Source organism: Xanthomonas euvesicatoria (genome assembly GCF_013112235.1).
In the GTDB taxonomy this organism is placed as follows: Bacteria; Pseudomonadota; Gammaproteobacteria; order Xanthomonadales; family Xanthomonadaceae; genus Xanthomonas; species Xanthomonas euvesicatoria.
The window spans coordinates 3,882,689-3,901,580 of the sequence record NZ_JABFFS010000001.1 but is presented as its reverse complement, the minus strand read 5'-3'; the positions used below and the strand labels follow the sequence as shown (position 1 = coordinate 3,901,580).

Annotated in this window: 16 protein-coding genes and 1 other RNA gene; 12 read left to right on the top strand and 5 right to left on the bottom strand. The window is 65.5% G+C overall.

Annotated elements, in window-relative coordinates; translation table 11 throughout:
• The first annotated feature begins 111 nt into the window (after positions 1-111).
• The 12 genes from HLH45_RS16880 to HLH45_RS16825 all read left to right on the top strand — a co-directional run bounded on the left by HLH45_RS16880 (position 112) and on the right by HLH45_RS16825 (position 14,413).
• Positions 112-867 carry a gamma-glutamyl-gamma-aminobutyrate hydrolase family protein gene (locus HLH45_RS16880; protein ID WP_031423098.1) on the top strand — a complete coding sequence of 252 codons (756 nt, stop codon included), beginning with the start codon at positions 112-114 and terminating at the stop codon, positions 865-867.
• 6 nt (positions 868-873) lie between these two features.
• Entirely contained in the window at positions 874-2,259 is a 1,386-nt protein-coding gene (locus HLH45_RS16875; RefSeq protein ID WP_008571340.1) for a glutamine synthetase family protein, read from the top strand.
• A gap of 215 nt (positions 2,260-2,474) precedes the next feature.
• Positions 2,475-3,842 (top strand): aspartate aminotransferase family protein, encoded by a 1,368-nt coding sequence (locus tag HLH45_RS16870; RefSeq protein WP_008571339.1) that lies wholly within the window; start codon positions 2,475-2,477, stop codon positions 3,840-3,842.
• A gap of 219 nt (positions 3,843-4,061) precedes the next feature.
• Positions 4,062-5,177: a polyamine ABC transporter substrate-binding protein gene (locus HLH45_RS16865; RefSeq protein ID WP_008571338.1), complete on the top strand. Its 1,116-nt coding sequence runs from the start codon at positions 4,062-4,064 to the stop codon at positions 5,175-5,177.
• Between the two features lie 249 nt (positions 5,178-5,426).
• On the top strand, positions 5,427-6,629 hold the full coding sequence (locus HLH45_RS16860; protein ID WP_008571337.1) for an HlyD family secretion protein: 1,203 nt from the start codon (positions 5,427-5,429) through the stop codon (positions 6,627-6,629).
• Positions 6,626-8,212 carry an MDR family MFS transporter gene (locus tag HLH45_RS16855; protein WP_008571335.1) on the top strand — a complete coding sequence of 529 codons (1,587 nt, stop codon included), beginning with the start codon at positions 6,626-6,628 and terminating at the stop codon, positions 8,210-8,212. Before HLH45_RS16860 ends, HLH45_RS16855 begins: the two co-directional genes overlap by 4 nt.
• Before the next feature lie 4 nt (positions 8,213-8,216).
• Positions 8,217-9,707, top strand: coding sequence for an efflux transporter outer membrane subunit (locus HLH45_RS16850; protein WP_008571334.1), 1,491 nt, complete (start codon positions 8,217-8,219; stop codon positions 9,705-9,707).
• Positions 9,708-9,820: 113 nt separating this feature from the next.
• Positions 9,821-10,954 carry an ABC transporter ATP-binding protein gene (locus tag HLH45_RS16845; RefSeq protein ID WP_008571333.1) on the top strand — a complete coding sequence of 378 codons (1,134 nt, stop codon included), beginning with the start codon at positions 9,821-9,823 and terminating at the stop codon, positions 10,952-10,954.
• 61 nt (positions 10,955-11,015) lie between these two features.
• Positions 11,016-11,091: non-coding RNA, sX9 sRNA (locus HLH45_RS16840), on the top strand.
• Entirely contained in the window at positions 11,083-11,994 is a 912-nt protein-coding gene (locus HLH45_RS16835; protein WP_029819636.1) for an ABC transporter permease subunit, read from the top strand. Before HLH45_RS16840 ends, HLH45_RS16835 begins: the two co-directional genes overlap by 9 nt.
• Positions 11,991-12,839, top strand: a complete 849-nt coding sequence (locus tag HLH45_RS16830; RefSeq protein ID WP_008571331.1) for an ABC transporter permease subunit — start codon at positions 11,991-11,993, stop codon at positions 12,837-12,839. The genes HLH45_RS16835 and HLH45_RS16830 overlap by 4 nt, the downstream gene beginning before the upstream one ends.
• A gap of 182 nt (positions 12,840-13,021) precedes the next feature.
• A complete protein-coding gene (locus tag HLH45_RS16825; RefSeq protein ID WP_008571330.1) occupies positions 13,022-14,413 on the top strand; it encodes an NAD-dependent succinate-semialdehyde dehydrogenase in 1,392 nt (463 codons plus the stop codon).
• A 172-nt stretch (positions 14,414-14,585) separates the two neighbouring features.
• Here the strand turns inward: HLH45_RS16825 and HLH45_RS16820 are convergent, their stop codons facing one another.
• The 5 genes from HLH45_RS16820 to ybeY form a co-directional block, all read right to left on the bottom strand.
• Positions 14,586-15,587, bottom strand: a complete 1,002-nt coding sequence (locus tag HLH45_RS16820; protein ID WP_033478448.1) for a magnesium and cobalt transport protein CorA — start codon at positions 15,585-15,587, stop codon at positions 14,586-14,588.
• 15 nt (positions 15,588-15,602) lie between these two features.
• Entirely contained in the window at positions 15,603-16,856 is a 1,254-nt protein-coding gene (locus tag HLH45_RS16815) for a lipoprotein N-acyltransferase Lnb domain-containing protein (RefSeq protein ID WP_134813184.1), read from the bottom strand.
• Positions 16,857-16,870: 14 nt separating this feature from the next.
• Entirely contained in the window at positions 16,871-17,749 is an 879-nt protein-coding gene (locus tag HLH45_RS16810; RefSeq protein ID WP_008571326.1) for a CorC family transporter, read from the bottom strand.
• 95 nt (positions 17,750-17,844) lie between these two features.
• Entirely contained in the window at positions 17,845-18,363 is a 519-nt protein-coding gene (locus HLH45_RS16805) for a hypothetical protein (protein ID WP_008571324.1), read from the bottom strand.
• Positions 18,363-18,848, bottom strand: a complete 486-nt coding sequence (gene ybeY / locus HLH45_RS16800) for an rRNA maturation RNase YbeY (RefSeq protein WP_008571323.1) — start codon at positions 18,846-18,848, stop codon at positions 18,363-18,365. Before ybeY ends, HLH45_RS16805 begins: the two co-directional genes overlap by 1 nt.
• Positions 18,849-18,892 lie beyond the last annotated feature (44 nt).

The window sequence follows — 18,892 nt, the reverse complement described above, 5'->3', positions numbered from 1 at the left end:
AGCAAAGCGCGCGTGAGTAATCGCAAGCGCAGTGGCACGCTTGGCAATGCCGGCAATGGCGCGGTAACTTCGAGCGTATCGACGTTCCACCGAACGTATCGGATTTCGCGCATGGCAGTCGTTCCGCTGGTCGGCCTGCCGACCGATCGCATCCTGCAAGGGCCTCATCCGTTTCTGGCTGCCGGCGAGAAGTACATCCGCGCGGTGGTCGAGGCAGCCGCCGCGATGCCGGTGCTGTTGCCCAGCCTGCAGCCGGCATTGGATGCAGGCGCGTGGCTGGAGCGGCTGGATGGGCTGTTGTTGACCGGGGCGGTCAGCAATGTGGAGCCGCATCACTACAGCGACGAGCCCAGCTGGGAAGGCAACCCGCACGACCCGGCGCGCGATGCCACCAGCCTTGCACTCATCCCGCAGGCGCTTGCGCGTGGCCTGCCGGTGCTGGCGATCTGCCGCGGGCTGCAGGAGGTCAATGTGGCACTGGGCGGGCGCCTGCATCAGCGCGTGCACGACGTGCCCGGCCTGGCCGACCACCGGGAAGACCGCGGCACACCGACAGACATGCAATATGGCCCGGCGCATGTGGTGCACCTGCATCCCGGCGGCTGGCTGGCGGGCATGAGCGATAGCGCCCAGGTCTGGGTCAATTCCCTGCACGGGCAGGGCATTGCCACGCTGGCTGAGGGGTTGTTGATCGAAGCCACCGCGCCGGACGGGCTGATCGAAGCGTTCCGCGGCTCCGGCCCGGGGTTTCTGCTGGCAGTGCAATGGCATCCGGAATGGCGTGTCACACAGCATCCGTTCTACCGTGCCATCTTTCAGGCCTTCGGCGAGGCTTGTCGCCAATACGCCGCGCGACGCGGCAAGTGAGGTTGCATGTCCATCCGCACGCGTTCGCGCAAGACCCCGTCCAAGCAGCCGGAGAGCGCGCTGCGCCGCTGGCTGAAAGAGCGCAGCATCACCGAGGTGGAATGCCTGGTGCCGGACATTACCGGCAACGCGCGCGGCAAGATCATTCCCGCCGACAAGTTCTCGCATGACTACGGGACGCGCCTGCCGGAAGGCATCTTCGCCACCACCGTGACCGGCGATTTCCCCGACGATTATTACGCGCTCACCTCACCGTCGGATTCGGACATGCATCTGCGCCCGGATGCCAGCACCGTGCGCATGGTGCCGTGGGCGGCCGACCCCACCGCGCAGGTCATCCACGACTGCTATACCAAGGATGGCCAGCCGCACGAACTTGCCCCGCGCAACGTGCTGCGCCGCGTGCTGGACGCCTATGCCCAGGCCAAGCTGCAACCGGTGGTGGCACCGGAGCTGGAGTTCTTCCTGGTGCAGAAAAATACCGACCCCGACTTCCCGTTGCTGCCGCCGGCAGGGCGCTCCGGGCGGCCGGAAACGGCGCGGCAGTCGTACTCGATCGACGCGGTCAACGAGTTCGACCCCATCCTGGACCTGATGTACGACTACTGCGATGCGATGGAGCTGGACGTGGACACGCTGATCCACGAATCCGGCGCCGCGCAGTTGGAAGTCAACTTCACCCATGCCGACCCGATGTCGCGCGCGGACCAGGTGTTCCTGTTCAAGCGCACCATGCGCGAAGCCGCGCTGCGGCACGGTGTGTATGCCACGTTCCTGGCCAAACCAATGGAAACCGAGCCAGGCAGTGCGATGCATATCCACCAGAGCCTGTTGCATGCCGGCACCGGCAAGAACGTGTTCAGCGGCAAGCGCGAGGGCGGTTTCAGCGATACCTTCGCGCATTATCTGGGCGGCTTGCAGAAATACATTCCGATGGCGATGGGCCTGCTGGCGCCCAACGTCAATTCATACCGGCGGTTGATGTTCGGCGAGGTGTCGCCGAGCAATGTGCTGTGGGGCTTCGACAACCGCACCTGCGGGCTGCGCGTGCCCATCGATGCGCCGCAGAACATGCGGGTGGAAAGCCGCTTTGCCGGCTCCGACGCCAACCCGTATCTGGCCATGGCAGCGACCTTGGCCTGCGGGTTATTGGGGATCGGCGAAAAGCTCGAACCGACCGCGCCGATCAGCAGCAATGGCAAGGAGCAGGGCTACGATTTGCCGCGCTCGCTGGGCGAAGCGCTGGATGAACTGGAAGGCTGCGAGGCGTTGCAGGAGATGTTGGGGCGGCGGTTCGTGCGTGCATACATCTCGGTGAAGCGGAAAGAGTACGAGACGTTTTTCCGGGTCATCAGTTCGTGGGAACGGGAGTTCTTGTTGTTGAATGTGTGAGGCGTTCTTGCATCTCACGCGCGTGCTGTGTTCCTTCTCCTCCCGGGAGAAAATGCCCGAAGGATGGATGAGGGCGACCTCGGCGGCAACGGAAGTTCTCGCGGCCAAGCTGCCTGCCCGGTGTGCAAGCGATTAGCCGGGCGTTCTGCAAAACCGTCCACGGTCCGGCAACAGGGCCTGGGTATGCTTGTAACCCCTCACGCGCGGAGCAGGTCGTGGATCCTTCGGTGCTCAAGGCGTTGCAGCGGCTCGACGCCGCCCATCATCTGCATCCGTTCAACGACAACGCGGCATTGGCGCACAAGGGCACGCGCATCCTGACGCGCGGTGAGGGCGTGTACGTGTGGGATGCCGACGGCAACCAGTTGCTGGATGCGTTCGGCGGACTGTGGTGCGTCAATGTCGGCTACGGGCGCAAGGAACTGGCGCAGGCAGCGGCGCGTCAGATGGAGCAGCTGGCCTACTACAACAGCTTCTTCCAGTGCACCACCGAACCCACCATCCAGCTGGCGGCCAAGCTGGCGGCGTTGGCGCCGGGCGATTTGAATCATGCGTTCTTCGCCAACTCCGGGTCCGAGGCCAACGACACCATCCTGCGCCTGGTGCGGCATTTCTGGGCCGTGCAGGGGCAGCCGCAAAAACGCATCTTCATCGGCCGCCACGATGGCTATCACGGCACCACCATGGCCGGCGCCAGCCTGGGCGGCATGAAGGGGATGCACCAGCAGGGCGGGTTGCCGATTGCCGATATCCATCACATCGCACCGCCGTATCACTTCGGCGATGGCGGGCAGATGGATCCGGAGGACTACGGGTTGCTGGCGGCACGTCGTCTGGAGGACAAGATTCTGGAACTCGGCCCCGAACATGTGGCTGCGTTCATCGGTGAGCCGATCATGGGCGCGATCGGCGTCTATATCCCACCGCGCAGTTACTGGCCGGAAATCGAGCGGATTTGTCGGCGCTACGACGTCCTGCTGGTCGCCGATGAAGTGATCTGCGGTTTCGGCCGCACCGGCGAGTGGTTCGGTGCGGAGTACTTCGGCTTCCAGCCCGACGTGATGACGCTGGCCAAAGGCATCACTTCCGGCTACATCCCGCTGGCGGCAGCCATGTTCAACGACCGCGTGGCCGGCGTGCTCAAGACCCAAGGCGGCGAGCTGGCGCACGGTGGTACCTATGCCGGGCATCCGGTGTGCGCGGCGGTGGCGCTGGAAAACCTGCGCCTGCTGCAGGACGAGGGCATTGTCGAGACCGCGCGCACGCAGGTTGCGCCGTACCTGGCGCAGCGCTGGGCCGCGCTGGGCGAGCACCGGCTGGTGGGCGAGGCACGCATCGCCGGGCTGGTCGGGGCGCTGGAGCTGGTGCCGGACAAGCAGCGCCGTGGTGTGTATTTCCCCGGGCGCGGGCGGGTAGGGGCGATGTGCCGCGATTTCGCGCTGCGCCGCGGGCTGATCCTGCGCGCGACCTACGATGCCATGCTGCTGTCGCCGCCGTTGATCATTACCCGGGAGCAGGTCGACGAACTGTTCGACAAGGCCTGGGCCGCGCTGGACGACACCGCGCAGGCCTTGGGTCGATAGCTCCTGCACAAGCCGTCCCACCGCACGGCAGCGGGCAGTGACGAGGTCGGTGAGCACGCATGCGCGCAGCGGTGCCTTCGTGGCGGCTGCCGCGCTGGTCAGCCGGCAAGGTCGGTCCGTGCCGGTCCCGCTGCGCTGGGCAAACCCGGGCGTGGTGAGTAGGCTGGGAAGAGACCGGATTCGATACCGGCCGCCCCATCGTGCTGCCTGGAGACCCACATGACGCTGCGACTGCTCGCCCTGACGCTGTCCATCACCCTGTTGTCCGGCTGTGGCGGCGCTGGCGCGCCCGGCAAGACCGACGCGCAGGCCAAGGTGCTCAACGTCTACAACTATTCCGATTACATCGCCGAGGACACCATTCCCGGGTTCGAAAAGAGCACCGGCATCAAGGTCACCTACGACGTCTTCGACAGCGACGAAATGGTGGAAACCAAGTTGCTGGCCGGCGGCAGCGATTACGATGTGGTGGTGCCCACGCTGAACTTCTTCGGCCGTCAGATCCAGGCCGGCGTCTTCCTGCCGCTGGACAAGAGCAAGATCCCCAATCTGGTCAATCTGGATCCGGACGTGATGCGCCGCATCGCCGCGCAGGACCCGAACAATGCCTATGGCGTGCCGTACATGATCGGCACCACCGGCATCGGCTACAACGTCGACAAGCTCAAGGCGATCTTCGGCAACACCGATGTCGCCAACAGCTGGGATCTGGTGTTCAAGCCGGAGAATCTGTCCAAACTCAAGGACTGCGGCGTGACCATCCTGGACACGCCTTCGGACATGATTCCGATCGCGCTCAATTATCTCGGGCTCGATCCGCACAGCACGGCGCCGGCCGAGATCGAAAAGGCCGCCGCGCTGATCAAGGCCATTCGCCCGTACGTGCAGAACTTCCACTCCAGCCAGTACGTGACCTCGCTGGCCAACGGCAATACCTGCCTGGCGGTGGGCTGGTCCGGCGACATCATCCAGGCGCGCGACCGTGCCGTGGAAGCCGGCAACAACATCAAGGTGGCTTACGCCATTCCGAAGGAAGGCGCGCCGCAGTGGTTCGACATGCTGGCCATTCCCAAGGATGCCAAGCACCCTGACAACGCCTACGCCTTCATCAATTATCTGTTGAAGCCGGACGTGGCCGCGGCCAACACCAACTTCATCCATTACGCCAACCCGGTGCGCACGGCCACGCCGTTGGTGGATGCGGTGATCCGCAACGACCCCACCATCTACCCGCCGCCGGAAGTGACGGCCAAGATGTTTACCTACGCGATCAATCCGCCGGACGTGGACCGGCTGTACACGCGGCTGTGGACCGAGATCAAGACCGGGCATTGACCGGCTGCGTCGGCGGCGGGTGCTGCGCCCGAGCGCAGTGCTGCCCCGTGCGACGGCCCATCCCAGGGGCCAAGCGCACTGCGTAGGAATGGCACCATCGCGACTTGGTGGGCCGGTTGTCGGCCGGTCGGGTCATCACGCAATCTGTACCGGGCAGTTCAAATAATTGTATGGTTGCGCCGCCATTGCCGACGCCGCCGAGACGGCCGCTGCGTGGCGCGCCTCGCCCATCACACAGGATGCATCCTTTTGAGCAACCACGACCATCAGTCCAATGACGGCCAGTCCTCGGCCACGGATGCGCAGGGCGCCGGCGCGCGCGACGAGCAGCAGGCGCCCAAGCCCTCGCCGTTGAAGAACCCCAAGGTGAAGTGGACGCTGATCCTGGTCGGGGTGCTGGTGCTGATCCTGCTGGTGGTGTGGCTGGCCTATTACCTGATCAAGGGCCGCTACATGCAGGACACCAACAACGCCTATCTGCAGGCCGATTCGGTGGCCGTGGCACCGCGCGTCAGCGGCTACGTGACCAAGGTGCTGGTGAGCGACAACCAGATCGTGGAAGCCGGACAGCCGTTGCTGCAGATCGACGATCGCACCTACCAGGCCACCCTGCAGCAGGCCGAAGCCGCCATTGCCGCACGCCAGGCCGATATCGTCGCCGCCACCGCCAATGTCTCCGCGCAGGAATCGGCGCTGCTGCAGGCGCGTACCCAGGTCACCGCCGCTGCTGCCAGCCTCAAGTTCGCCCAGGCCGAAGTGAAGCGCTTCGCGCCGTTGGCCGCCTCCGGCGCAGACACCCACGAACATCAGGAAAGCCTGCAGCACGATCTGGCACGCGCACGTGCGCAGTACGACGCCGCGCAGGCGCAGGCCAAGGCCGGCGAGAGCCAGATCCAGGCCAGCCGCGCGCAACTGGAACAGGCACAGGCCGGCGTGAAACAGGCCACCGCCGATGCCGACCAGGCGCGGGTGGCGGTGGAAGACACCCGTCTGACCAGCCGTATCCACGGCCGGGTGGGCGACAAGACCGTGCAGGTGGGCCAGTTCCTCGGCGCCGGCACCCGCACCATGACCATCGTGCCGCAGGAATCGCTGTATCTGGTTGCCAATTTCAAGGAAACCCAGGTCGGCCTGATGCGTCCCGGCCAGCCGGCCGAGATCGAGGTCGATGCGCTGTCCGGAGTGAAGTTGCACGGCAAGGTCGAGAGCCTGTCGCCGGGCACCGGCTCGCAGTTCGCCTTGCTACCGCCGGAAAACGCCACCGGCAATTTCACCAAGGTGGTACAGCGTGTGCCGGTGCGCATCCGTGTGCTGGCCGGTGAAGAGGCGCGCAAGGTGCTGGTGCCGGGCATGTCGGTGGAGGTCACCGTGGACACGCGCTCGGCCAAGGACGCCAAGCAGCGTGCCGAAGAAGAATCCGACCGCGTGCAGGAGCAGGAGCGCGCGCGATGAGTGCAGCGGCCGCCACCGGCCCGCGTGCCGGCGGCAGCGCCCAGCGCGAGAAGGCCGAGCCGGGCGCCTGGCTGGCGGTGCTGGCCGGCACCATCGGCTCGTTCATGGCGACGCTGGATATTTCCATCGTCAATGCCGCGCTGCCCACCATCCAGGGCGAGGTCGGCGCCAGCGGTACAGAAGGCACCTGGATTTCCACCGCCTACCTGGTGGCCGAGATCATCATGATCCCGCTGACCGGCTGGTTCGTGCGCACGCTGGGCCTGCGCAATTTCCTGCTGATCTGCGCGGTGATGTTCACCGCGTTCTCGGTGGTGTGCGGGCTGTCGACGTCGCTTTCGATGATGATCATCGGCCGCGTCGGGCAGGGTCTGGCCGGTGGCGCCCTGATTCCGACCGCGCTGACCATCGTCGCCACGCGGTTGCCGCCCAGCCAGCAGACCATGGGCACCGCCTTGTTCGGCATGACCGTGATCATGGGCCCGGTGATCGGCCCGCTGCTCGGCGGCTGGCTGACCGAAAACGTCAGCTGGCACTACGCGTTCTTCATCAACGTGCCCATCTGCGTTGGCCTGGTTGCGCTGCTGCTGCTCGGCCTCAAGCACGAAAAGGGCGACTGGGCAGGCCTGCTCGACGCCGATTGGCTGGGCATCTACGGGTTGACCGCGGGTCTGGGCGGGCTGACCGTGGTGCTGGAAGAAGGCCAGCGCGAGCGCTGGTTCGAATCCAGCGAGATCAATACCCTGAGCCTGCTTGCGTTGAGCGGCTTCATCGCCCTGGTGATCAGCCAGTTCCGGCGGCGCCCTCCGGTGATCCGGCTGTCGCTGCTGCTGCAGCGCAGCTTCGGCGCGGTGTTCATCATGGTCATGGCGGTGGGCATGATCCTGTTCGGCGTCATGTACATGATTCCGCAGTTCCTGGCGGTGATCTCCGGCTACAACACCGAGCAGGCCGGGTACGTGCTGCTGCTGTCCGGCCTGCCGACCGTGCTGCTGATGCCGATGATGCCCAAGCTGCTGGAAACGGTGGATGTGCGCATCCTGGTCATTGCCGGGCTGATCTGCTTTGCCGCTGCCTGCTTCGTCAATCTGTCGCTGACTGCCGACACCGTGGGCACGCACTTTGTCGCCGGGCAGCTGCTGCAGGGCTGCGGCCTGGCGTTGGCGATGATGTCGCTCAACCAGGCGGCGATCTCGTCGGTGCCGCCGGAACTGGCGGGCGATGCCTCGGGCCTGTTCAATGCCGGCCGCAACCTGGGCGGCTCGGTCGGGCTGGCGCTGATCTCCACCTTTCAGGAGCGCCGCATGACCTTCCACACCGAAACCATCGGCAGCTCGATCACCGCCAATGCCAGCCGTGCACAGGAGGCGCTGGCCGGCCTGACCGCACAGATGCAGGGCAGCGCCGGCGGCGAGGCGGCAGCCCGCTCGATCGCCCAGTTCGCCCGCGTCGTGCAGCAGCAGTCCCTGGTGATGACCTATAGCGACCTGTTCTGGATCTTTGGCGTGATCGTGGTCTGCACGATTCCGCTGGCCTTTTTGCTCAAGCCGTTACCCAAGGGGGCGCACCTTGCAATGCACTGATTCCATGCGCCTGATCCGCATGCCGCTGGCTGCGGCGTTGGGCACGCTGCTGCTTGGCGGCTGCATGCTCGGCCCCAACTACACCAAGCCGCCAGCGGTTGCCGACGCGGCGATGCAGGCACCCGCCCTGCATCGTGCCAGCGGCGCAGACGTGGTCGCCGCCGCACCGCTGAACCATTGGTGGGAGGAATTGCACGACCCGCTCCTGACCCAGTTGGTCACCCAGGCATTGGCCGACAGCCCCAACCTGCGAGCGGCACAGGCGCGGCTGCGTGCCAACCGCGCGCTGGCCCAGCAACGCCGCGCCGAGCGCCTGCCCAAGCTCAACGCCAGCGCACTGTATGCCTACGCCGAACCGCCGCAGACCATTGTCGACACGCTCGGCGGGCTGCAACAGGGTCAACCCGGCCAGCCGCCGGCAGCCGGCAACCAGGCGCTGAACCTGGAAGAGACGCAGATCTACAGCGCCGGCTTCGATGCGAGCTGGGAGCTGGATTTCTTCGGCCGCCGCCGTCGCGCCGCCGAAGGCGCGCTGGCGCAGGCACAGGCCTCCGAAGCCGAGCTGGCCGATGCGCAGGTGCAGCTGGCCGCCGAAGTCGGGCAGGTCTATCTCAATTACCGCGGCTTGCAGGCGCGCCTGGCCATTGCCGATACCAACCTGGACAAGATCCGCCAGTCGCTGCAGCTGGTGCAGCAACGTCGCGGGCAGGGCGCCGCCTCGGACCTGCAGGTCGAGCAGATCGCCACCCAAGTGCAGCAGCAGGAGGCGCAACGCCTGCCGCTGGAAATGCAGGCGCAGGAAGCGCAGGACCAGCTGGCCCTGATGGTCGGGCGCGAGCCCGGCGCGCTGGATGCCCAGCTCAGCACGCCGCAGCCCTTGCCGATGCTGCCGACACAGGTGCGCGTGGACGATGCCGGTGCGTTGATCCGCCGGCGCCCGGACGTGCGCAAGGCCGAGCGCGAGCTGGCCGCCTCCAGCGCGCAGATCGGCGAGGCGTTGAACGGCTACTTCCCGCAGGTGAGTCTGCTGGGCGGGCTGAGCTGGGTCGCCGGCTCGCCGAGCGATTTCAATTCCGACGCGCTGACCACATTGGCGGTGCCGATGCTGCGCTGGTCGATCTTCGATTTCGGCAAGACCCGCGCGCAGGTGGAGCAGGCGCGTGCCGGCAATGCGGGGCGTACGGCAGCGTACGAAGGGACCGTGCTGGCTGCCTTGCAGGATGCCAATTCGGCGTTGGCGCGCTTCGGTTCGGCACGCAAGCAGCTGGTGGTCGCACGCCAGGCCGAAGCCTCGGCCACGCGCTCGGCCGGGCTGATGCAGCAGCGTCGCGATGCCGGTGCCACCTCATCGATCGATCTGCTGGATGTGCAGCGCCAGCAGTTGTCGGCGCAGGACGCTGCCGCACAGGCGCAGGTGCAGTTGCTGGTGAATTACGTGGCCCTGCAGAAGAGTCTGGGGCTGGGCTGGAGCGCACCGGCGCAGGACGCGCGCTGAGAGCAGCCAGGGCAATCTGCGACGCGGCAGCCCATGCGCGGCCGCGTCCGGGTTTTGCCATCATGGTCGGCATTGGCCGTTGTGGCGCATGCAATGCGCAATCGAGAGGTTCAATGGCATCACCCGAGGCCACCCCGCAGCCCCACCTCACCGCTGGCGACGGCGGCTACCTGAGCATCGACGCGGTCCGCAAGGAGTTCGACGGCTTCGTCGCGGTCGACGACGTCAGCCTGCAGATTCGCAAGGGCGAGATCTTCGCGTTGCTCGGTGGTTCCGGTAGCGGCAAATCCACGCTGTTGCGCTGCCTTGCCGGGTTCGAGCGGCCGACCAAGGGGCGCATTGTCCTGGATGGTCAACCGATCGACGCACTGCCGCCGTACGAGCGCCCGATCAACATGATGTTCCAGTCGTACGCGCTGTTTCCGCATATGAGTGTGGAGCAGAACATCGCCTTCGGGTTGAAGCAGGAAGGCTTGCCCAAGGCTGCGATCGCCAGCCGCGTCGGCGAGATGCTCGAACTGGTGCAGCTTGGCGCGCTGGCCAAGCGCAAGCCGCACCAGCTCTCCGGCGGGCAGCAGCAACGCGTGGCCCTGGCGCGCTCGCTGGCCAAGCGCCCCAAGCTGCTGTTGCTGGACGAACCGATGGGTGCGCTGGATAAAAAACTGCGCTCGCAGATGCAGCTGGAACTGGTCAACATCATCGAAACCTCCGGCGTGACCTGCGTCATGGTCACCCACGATCAGGAAGAGGCCATGACCATGGCCACCCGGATCGCGCTGATGGACCAGGGCTGGATCCAGCAGGTGGGCACGCCCGATGAAATCTACGAGCAGCCGGCCAACCGGTTTGCGGCCGAGTTCATCGGCTCGGTCAATCTGATCGATGCGCTCATCGCCGACGACGCGCCCGAGTACGTCACCTTGAAAACGCCTGCGTTCGATGCCTGCATCCGCATCGGCCACGGCATCACCGGCTTCGAAGGGCAGGCGGTGGCGTTCGCGCTGCGCCCGGAAAAGCTCGCCATCGGCAAGGACGAGCCGGCCCAGGCCTGCAACAAGGCCCAGGGCGTGATCGAAGACATCGCCTATTTCGGCAGCCACTCGGTCTACCACGTGCGCTTGCCCAGCGGGGTCAAGCTGATGGCCAATTTCGCCAATCGCCAGCGCTGGGCCAGCGAAGCGCTGACCTGGGGCGACACCGTGTGGGTCGGGTGGGGCGAAGACGACGGCGTGGTGCTCACCGCATGAGAGCGGCCAGCAAAACTACTGCGCAGCCGCCAGGGGGGCGCGGCCGGTGCTCGGAATCCTCATGTACCACTCGTACACTGCGGTTCCTGCGCGCCGTCCGCGCCCCCCTGGCGGCTGCTCGCTACGTTCTGCTAGCCACTCTTAGCCGTGGGTTGCCGGGCGCGCGCTGGGGCGTGATCGCCGCACCGTATCTATGGCTGCTGGTGTTCTTCGCGATTCCGTTTTTGATCGTGCTGAAGATTTCCTTCGCCGAGCGCGCCACCGCGATGCCGCCGTATACGCCGCTATTGGCGGTTGCTGCCGACGGTGCGGTAAGCCTAAAGCTGCATCTGGGCAACTATCTGGCCTTGCTGCGCGACAGCCAGTACGTGGCTGCCTACCTGAGTTCGATCAAGATCGCGGCCATTTCCACGGCGCTTGCGTTGTTGATCGGTTATCCGATGGCGTATGTGATCGCGCGCCTGCCGCTGGCCACACGCAACGTGGCGATGATGCTGGTGGTGCTGCCGTCGTGGACCTCGTTTTTGATCCGCGTGTACGCGTGGATCGGCATTCTCGATGGCAATGGCGTGCTCAATCAGGTGCTGTTGGCGCTGGGTGTGATCAAGCAGCCGTTGCAGTTGTTGTACACGCCGATCGCCGCCTATATCGGCATCGTTTACTGCTATCTGCCGTTCATGGTGTTGCCGCTGTACGCCAACCTGGTCAAGCACGATCAGCGCCTGCTCGAAGCGGCCTACGACCTGGGCGCGCGGCCATGGCAGGCGTTCGCGCGCATCACCTTGCCCCTATCGCGCAACGGCATCGTGGCCGGCTGCATGCTGGTGATGATTCCGGCGGTGGGCGAGTTCGTCATCCCGGAAATGCTCGGCGGGCCGAACACCCTGATGATCGGGCGCGTGCTGTGGGGCGAGTTCTTCAATAACCGCGACTGGCCGGTGGCAGCGGCCGTGGCCACGGTGATGCTGTTGCTGCTGTTGCTGCCGATCGTGATCTTCCACCGCTACCAGCAGCGTGAGCTGGAAGGGCGGCTGACATGATGCGCGCTTCGCGCGGTGGGCGCCTGCTCGGCGGCAGCGTGCTCGCGCTGGGTTTCGGCTTCCTGTACCTGCCGATCCTGTTGTTGATGGTGTATTCGTTCAACGCCTCGCGCCTGGCAACGGTGTGGGGCGGGTTTTCGACCAAGTGGTACGGCGAATTGGTGCGCGACCGGCAATTGCTCGACGCAGCCTGGGTCAGCCTGGAGGTGGCGTTCTGGACGGCCTGCGCATCGACGGTGCTGGGCACGATGGCCGCCATGGCGATGGTGCGCCTGCGGCGGTTTCCCGGCAAAACCCTGTTCGGCGCATTGATCACCGCGCCGTTGGTGATGCCCGAAGTCATCATCGGTCTGTCGATCCTGCTGTTGCTGGTGTCGATGGGGGGCGTGCTCGGCATCGCGCCGCGCGGCGCAGTGGCGATCTGGGTGGCGCATGTCACCTTCACCGTCTCGTTCGTGACCGTGGTGATTTCTTCGCGGCTGCAGGAACTGGACCGCTCGTTGGAAGAAGCCGCGATGGATCTCGGTGCCACGCCGCTGCACGTGTTTTTCCAGATCACCTTGCCGATCATCGCGCCGGCCCTGGCGTCGGGCTGGCTGCTGGCCTTTACGCTGTCGCTGGACGATGTGGTGATCGCCAGTTTCCTGGCCGGGCCCAGTTCCACCACCTTGCCGATCAAGGTGTTTTCGTCGGTGCGGCTGGGCATCAGCCCCAAGATCAATGCGCTGGCCACGGTGATGGTGCTGGCGGTGTCGATTGCCGCGGTGATTGGCTGGTGGCTGCTGGCGCGCAGCGAAAAACGCCGCATGCGCGATGCGCAGCTGGCGTTGCAACGCGAAGGTTGAGCGCTTCAGCAGGGGGGGCGCGAAAGGTGCAGAGGCGTGCGAGGCCAGCCTTCGGCAGCACTGCTTCGAAAACCGATGCGGCTGCATGCACCCACTTTGGCTGGCGGCCGTGGTGCTTGCGAACACAGTGTTGCAGCAGTTTCAGGCGATTGTGACGCGCCCCGAACTTGCCGGCGTCTAGCATGACCGCCTCGCAACAGGAGACCGTCATGTCCTACGACACCGTCAACCCCGCCAACGGCCAGGTCGAGCACACCCAGCAGACCCTGGACGCCGCTGCCATCGAAGCGCGTCTGGCCGCTTCCGCCAAGGCATTTCCGGCCTGGGCCGCGTTGCCGCTGGCCGAGCGTGGCGCCTTGCTGCGCCGCATTGGCGAGGAGCTGACCAAGCGCCGCGAGGACCTGCAACGCATCATGACCGCCGAGATGGGCAAGCTGCGCGCCGAGGCCCTGGCCGAAGTCGACAAGTGCGCGCAGGCCTGCGCGTACTACGCCGAGCACGCCGCCGACTATCTGGCGCCGCGCGACATTCCCACCGAAGCGCAATCCAGCTATGTGCGCTACGAACCGCTGGGCTGCGTGTTCGCAGTGATGCCGTGGAATTTCCCGCTGTGGCAGGCGTTCCGGTTCCTGGCACCAAGCCTGATGGCCGGCAACGTGTCGCTGCTCAAGCACGCCAGCAACGTGCCGCGCTGCGCTGACGCCATGAAAGAGGTGCTGGACGCCGCCGGCATTCCGCCGGGCGTGTTCGATGTCCTGCATATCGATAACGACCAGGCTGCCGATGTACTGCGCGATGACCGCATTGCTGCGGTAACGCTGACCGGCAGCGAACGCGCCGGTCGCTCGCTGGCCGCCAATGCGGGCGACCAGCTCAAGAAGTGCGTGATGGAGCTCGGCGGCAGCGATGCCTTCGTGGTGCTGGAAGACGCCGATCTGGAGCACACCGTGCCATCGGCCGTGCAGTCACGTTTCGACAATAGTGGGCAGACCTGCATCGCCGCCAAGCGATTCATCGTGGTGGATGCGATCGCCGACCGGTTCATCGAGCGCTTCGTGGCAGCGGCAGCCAAGCGCATCGTGGGCGACCCGCAGCAGGACAGCACCACGCTGGCGCCAATGGCCCGTGCCGACTTGCGCGAGGAATTGCACAAGCAGGTGCAGGCCAGCGTGGCGAAGGGCGCCAAGGTCTTGCTGGGCGGCGAACCGGTCGCCGGCTCGCATGCCGGTTATCCGGCCACCATCCTCGACAACGTCGCCCCCGGCATGCCGGCATACGACGAAGAATTCTTCGGCCCGGTCGCTTCGATCATCCGGGTGGCCGACGAGGCCGAAGCGGTGCGCGTGGCCAATGACACCAGCTTCGGGCTGGGGGGCAGCGTGTGGACGGCCGACCCCAAGCGCGGCGAGCGCGTGGCGCAGCAGCTGCAGTGCGGCGCGGCGTTCGTCAACTCAGTGGTCAAGAGCGATGTGCGCTTGCCCTTCGGCGGCATCAAGCGCTCCGGCTTCGGCCGCGAACTGGCCGAGCACGGCATCCATGAGTTCATGAACGTCAAGACGATCTATGTGGCTTGATGGCGGGGAATCGGGAATCGGGAATCGGGAATCGGGATTTGGGATTGGAGATTCGCAAGAGCAGGCGCTCGCGACTTATGAGCACCCTGGCCTAGGTTGAAAATCAACAACCGGCCAACTGCTCAAACCAATCCCGAATGCCCAATCCCGAATCCCGGGCCGCGCAGCGGCCCTATAGCCACTTGGCGCGCTTGAACAGGCGATACAGCACCAGGCACGAGCCCACGACGCCGGCGACCAGCAATGGGTAGGCGTAGCGGGCATCGAGTTCGGGCATGTGGGCGAAGTTCATGCCGTACCAGCTGGTGATCAGGGTAGGGGCGGCCAACAGGGCGGCCCAGGCACCGAGGCGCTTGACGGTTTCGCCCTGGGCGAGCGTCACCATCGACAGGTTGACGCTGAGCGCCGTGCCCAGCATTTCACGCAAGGTGTCGATGGCATCGTTGATGCGCACTGCGTGATCGAGCACGTCGCGCAGGTAAATGCCGACTTCTTCGTGGATCAGGGAGCCGGGGTTGCGCTTGAGGTGCGAGAGCACGTCCTGCAACGGCGCCACCACCAGCCGCATCTTGTTGAGTTCGCGCTTGAGCTCATACAGGCGCACCACCGTCTCGCGCTTGTAGTCGTCGGCGAAGATGTCTTTTTCCAGACGTTCCAGCGTGTCGCGGAACTCGTCCATGATCGGTAGGTAATTGTCGACCACGAAATCGAGCACGCCGTACAGGCAGAACGACGCGCCCATGTGCAGCATCGCCGGCTCGCGTTCGACCCGATGCCGCACCGGCGCGTACGACAGTGACGCGCCATGCCGTACCGTCAACAGGAAGCGCCTTCCCAGGAACGCGTGCGTCTCGCCATAGCGGATGCGCTCGTTGACCAGCTGCGCGGTGTTGACCACCACGAACAGCGAGTTGCCGTAACTCTCGGCCTTGGGGCGCTGATGCGCCTTGAGCGCGTCTTCGATCGCCAGATCGTGCAGGCCGAATTCGTCCTGCAACTTGCGCAGCACCGATTCCTGCGGCTCGTACAGCCCCACCCAGACGAAGCCATCCGGCCGCTGCAGCACGTCGCTGATGTGCTCCAGGCTGATGTCGTGGCGCTTGCCGTCGCCGTCGTAATAAGCGCAGGTGATGACGCAGGACGGATTATCGGGATGACGGCCGTTGCTGTTCATGAGCGCATCCTTCAATCAGCGCGTACGTGCAGGCACGTCACGCGGTCGCAGGGCAATGGCAAGTGCGGTGTGGATCGGCAACAGCAGCATCACCCATTGCAGGTTGTCCTGCGCCTGGAAGGACAGCCAATGGATCACCAACGCCGCCAGCGCGCACGCCGCCACCACCCAGGACAGCACGTTGAACCAGCGGCCCGGCCGATGGCCCAGCTGCAGCCGTATGCCTCCGAACCACAGCAGCACGCACAGCGGGTTGACCAGCAGCAGGTTGCGGTTGGCCCATGCCGATTGATGGGCAGTGAATCCCCACAGATAGACCAGCAGGCCGCCGCCGATGGCGCACACCAGCCAGAACGGTAACGCCAGTCCAGCCAGCAGGCGCTGCCTGCGGCCCAAGGCCAGCACGCCTGCGGCCACGATGAGCCCGGTCAGCAACCACGGCCACCAGTGTCGCTGCTGTTCGGCGGGCTCGGGCGCGATGCGATGCGGCAGCAATACCTGCGTGGATTGCACCAACGGGCGACCGGCGCTGTTGTGCACCTGGGTCAGGCTGTCGGCCAGCCGCATCGGCACGAAGGCTTCTTCCCAGCGCGACAAGGGGCGATCGGCGTACGGTCCCAGGCCCAGGTCGAAGCCCAGCCACATCCACGGGGCAGGGGAGGCCAGGCGTACCGCTTCGCTGCGGAAGGTGTTGCCGCGCGAACGACCGGCCAGCTGCGACTTGAGCGCGCCGCCCATCGCACGGTCCAACGTGTCGCGCACCATGGTGGCGCAGTTGGCCATGAAGTAGTCGTAGTGATAGCGCGCGTTTTCCGGTTGGCTACGCACCGCCAAGCCCTCGGCCAGCGCGCGCGCCTGGTCTGGCGGCAGATCCAGCCACTGGATGCTGACACCGCGCCCGGCATCGCGATATTGCGACAGGTCTTCTTCCAGCGGCAGCGCGACCAGGTAATACATCATTTCGCCGCGCGCAAAACGCGGTACGAAGTCCGGCTCGCTCGGGTCGAAGAAGCCGAAGTTGTACGAGGTGGCCTGCTGCGTGCGCGGATCGACCACCACGATGGCATCGTGGCCGAAACGTTCGAAAAACACTTCGCCCGGTTGCATGGTCACCACGCCGATCCGCGGCGCCGACTGGGACGCAGGGGCGGCTTCCGGGGCGGGCGCCTGCGCGAAGGACGCCGGTGTCACCAACAGCGACAGCAACGCCAGCAGCCAGCACGCAGCCCAACGCCGGGCACTGCAGCGCGCCGGCGCTGCAGCGGTCATGCCATGCGACAGGTTCAAGCGTCGTCCTGCGGATCTGGCGGCAGAATGGTGACGTGGAAGGCGTGCACGCGCCGCGCATCGGCCTTGGCCACGCGGAATGCAAAGCGCCCCAGCGTCAACTCTTCGCCGGTTTCGGGCAGGTGCCCGATCGCATCGGTGACCAGCCCACCCACGGTGTCGTACTCGTCGTCGGGGAACTCGGCGCCAAAGCGTTCGTTGAAGTCTTCGATCGGCGTCAGCGCATCGACCACATAGCGCCCATCGGCCTGGATCGCAATGAGCGAATTCTCTTCTTCGGCATCGTCGTGCTCGTCGTCGATCTCGCCGACGATCTGCTCCAGCACGTCCTCGATGGTGACCAGCCCGGCAACACCGCCGTATTCGTCCACCACGATCGCCATGTGGTTGCGCGAGAGGCGAAATTCCTTGAGCAGGACGTTGAGCTTCTTCGACTCAGGGATCAGCACCGCCGGGCGCAGCAGTTCGCGCACGTTGCCCGGGCCGTTGTCGGCCACCACGCCGCGCAACAGGTCCTTGGCCAGCAGGATGCCGAGCACTTCGTCCTTGTTCTCGCCGTGGACCGGGAAGCGCGAATGGCCCGATTCGACCACCTGCTTCATCAGGTCGATGAAACGCGCCTCCACCGGCAGCGAGACCATCTGCGAGCGCGAGATCATCACATCGCCCACGGTGAGCTCGGACACGGAGATCGCGCCTTCCATCATGCGCAAGGTGTCTGCGGCGATGAGACCGTCCTGTTCGGCGGTCCGCAGCAAGGCGACGAGTTCGTCGCGGGTGTGGGGTTCGCCGGAGAAGGCAGCGCTGAGGCGCTCGAGCCAGCTACGGCGTTTTTCCGGTGTTTCTGGGGATTGGCTACTGTCGTCTTCGGACATCGTGACGGGGAAGGGCACCCGGCAAACCAGGCGTTAGCCATCAGTCTAGCAGGAAGCCGGCAAGGCGCTGTGGATGCGCCGTTACCTGGCCGGTCTCAGGGCAGATCCAGGCTGTAGCCGCAGCCGACAACGGTCTTGCCCGGGTGCGATTTGACGTTGGTCACGCTCAGCACGACCGATTCGATCATGGCCTCGCCGGTCTTGGGATTGGTGGTGTCTTCGCTGACCAGCTCGCGCCCGTACATGACCTTCTCGGCGTTATCCACGCCCAGTTCCAGATCCAGCTGCTTGGCGAGCGGGCGCGGGTCGGGCAGGTCCAGGATCGCCATGATGCTGGCGCCGGAAAACGCGATGTGATTGGTACTGTGGCCGAACACGCGAATGGGCGTGTTGAGCGTGTACTCGGTCATGAACAGGTTGGACTGGTCCAGCGGCGTCCAGCCCAGCGCCACCGCCTTGAGCGGGTCGGCCAGTACCGGCGCCAACGCGCTGAAATCGCCGATGCGCTGGCGGCATTCGATCAAGGCGGCAAGGTCCGGGCGCACCGGTGCGGTCTGCGCCCAGGCGCCGAGCGCGCTCAACAGCAGCAGGGCGCCGGCAATGCAAAAACGCATCAGTGTTCTCCTGCGTAAGGGTCGTCGATGCCGAGGTCGGCCAGGATCTCGCGCTCCAGTTGCTCCATCGCCTCGGCCTCCTTGTCGTCTTCGTGATCCCAGCCAAGCAGGTGCAAGGTGCCATGCACGGTCAGGTGCGCATAGTGCGCAGCCAGCAATTTGCCTTGCTCTGCGGCCTCGCGCGCCACCACCGGTGCGCAGATCACCAGATCGCCCAGCAGCGGCATCTTGATGCCCTTGGGCAGGCCTTCCGGCAGTTCGGCAGGGAAGCTCAGCACGTTGGTGGCGTAATCCTTGCCGCGGTAATGGTGATTGAGCGAGCAGCCTTCCTTCTCGTCGACCACGCGCACTGCCAGATCGGCCTCGCGGATGCGTCCCTTCAACGCCGCGGCCACCCACTTGCGAAAACTCACCGCCGACGGCAGGCCGGCGCGCGGCAGCGCATAGCTGACGGCAACGTCGAGGCGGACAGGGCCCTTGGTCATGGGAACACCAGCATTCAGATCAGACAGAGGTGACAGTATCGCCC

Bases quoted from the DNA above. Each gene is read 5' to 3' on its own strand.
- HLH45_RS16880 (WP_031423098.1), top strand. From the start codon at position 112: ATGGCAGTCGTTCCGCTGGTCGGCCTGCCGACCGATCGCATCCTGCAA.
- HLH45_RS16875 (WP_008571340.1), top strand. From the start codon at position 874: ATGTCCATCCGCACGCGTTCGCGCAAGACCCCGTCCAAGCAGCCGGAG.
- HLH45_RS16865 (WP_008571338.1), top strand. From the start codon at position 4,062: ATGACGCTGCGACTGCTCGCCCTGACGCTGTCCATCACCCTGTTGTCC.
- HLH45_RS16855 (WP_008571335.1), top strand. From the start codon at position 6,626: ATGAGTGCAGCGGCCGCCACCGGCCCGCGTGCCGGCGGCAGCGCCCAG.
- HLH45_RS16850 (WP_008571334.1), top strand. From the start codon at position 8,217: ATGCGCCTGATCCGCATGCCGCTGGCTGCGGCGTTGGGCACGCTGCTG.
- HLH45_RS16845 (WP_008571333.1), top strand. From the start codon at position 9,821: ATGGCATCACCCGAGGCCACCCCGCAGCCCCACCTCACCGCTGGCGAC.
- HLH45_RS16830 (WP_008571331.1), top strand. From the start codon at position 11,991: ATGATGCGCGCTTCGCGCGGTGGGCGCCTGCTCGGCGGCAGCGTGCTC.
- HLH45_RS16825 (WP_008571330.1), top strand. From the start codon at position 13,022: ATGACCGCCTCGCAACAGGAGACCGTCATGTCCTACGACACCGTCAAC.
- HLH45_RS16820 (WP_033478448.1), bottom strand. From the start codon at position 15,587: ATGAACAGCAACGGCCGTCATCCCGATAATCCGTCCTGCGTCATCACC.
- HLH45_RS16815 (WP_134813184.1), bottom strand. From the start codon at position 16,856: ATGACCGCTGCAGCGCCGGCGCGCTGCAGTGCCCGGCGTTGGGCTGCG.
- HLH45_RS16810 (WP_008571326.1), bottom strand. From the start codon at position 17,749: ATGTCCGAAGACGACAGTAGCCAATCCCCAGAAACACCGGAAAAACGC.
- HLH45_RS16805 (WP_008571324.1), bottom strand. From the start codon at position 18,363: ATGCGTTTTTGCATTGCCGGCGCCCTGCTGCTGTTGAGCGCGCTCGGC.
- ybeY (WP_008571323.1), bottom strand. From the start codon at position 18,848: ATGACCAAGGGCCCTGTCCGCCTCGACGTTGCCGTCAGCTATGCGCTG.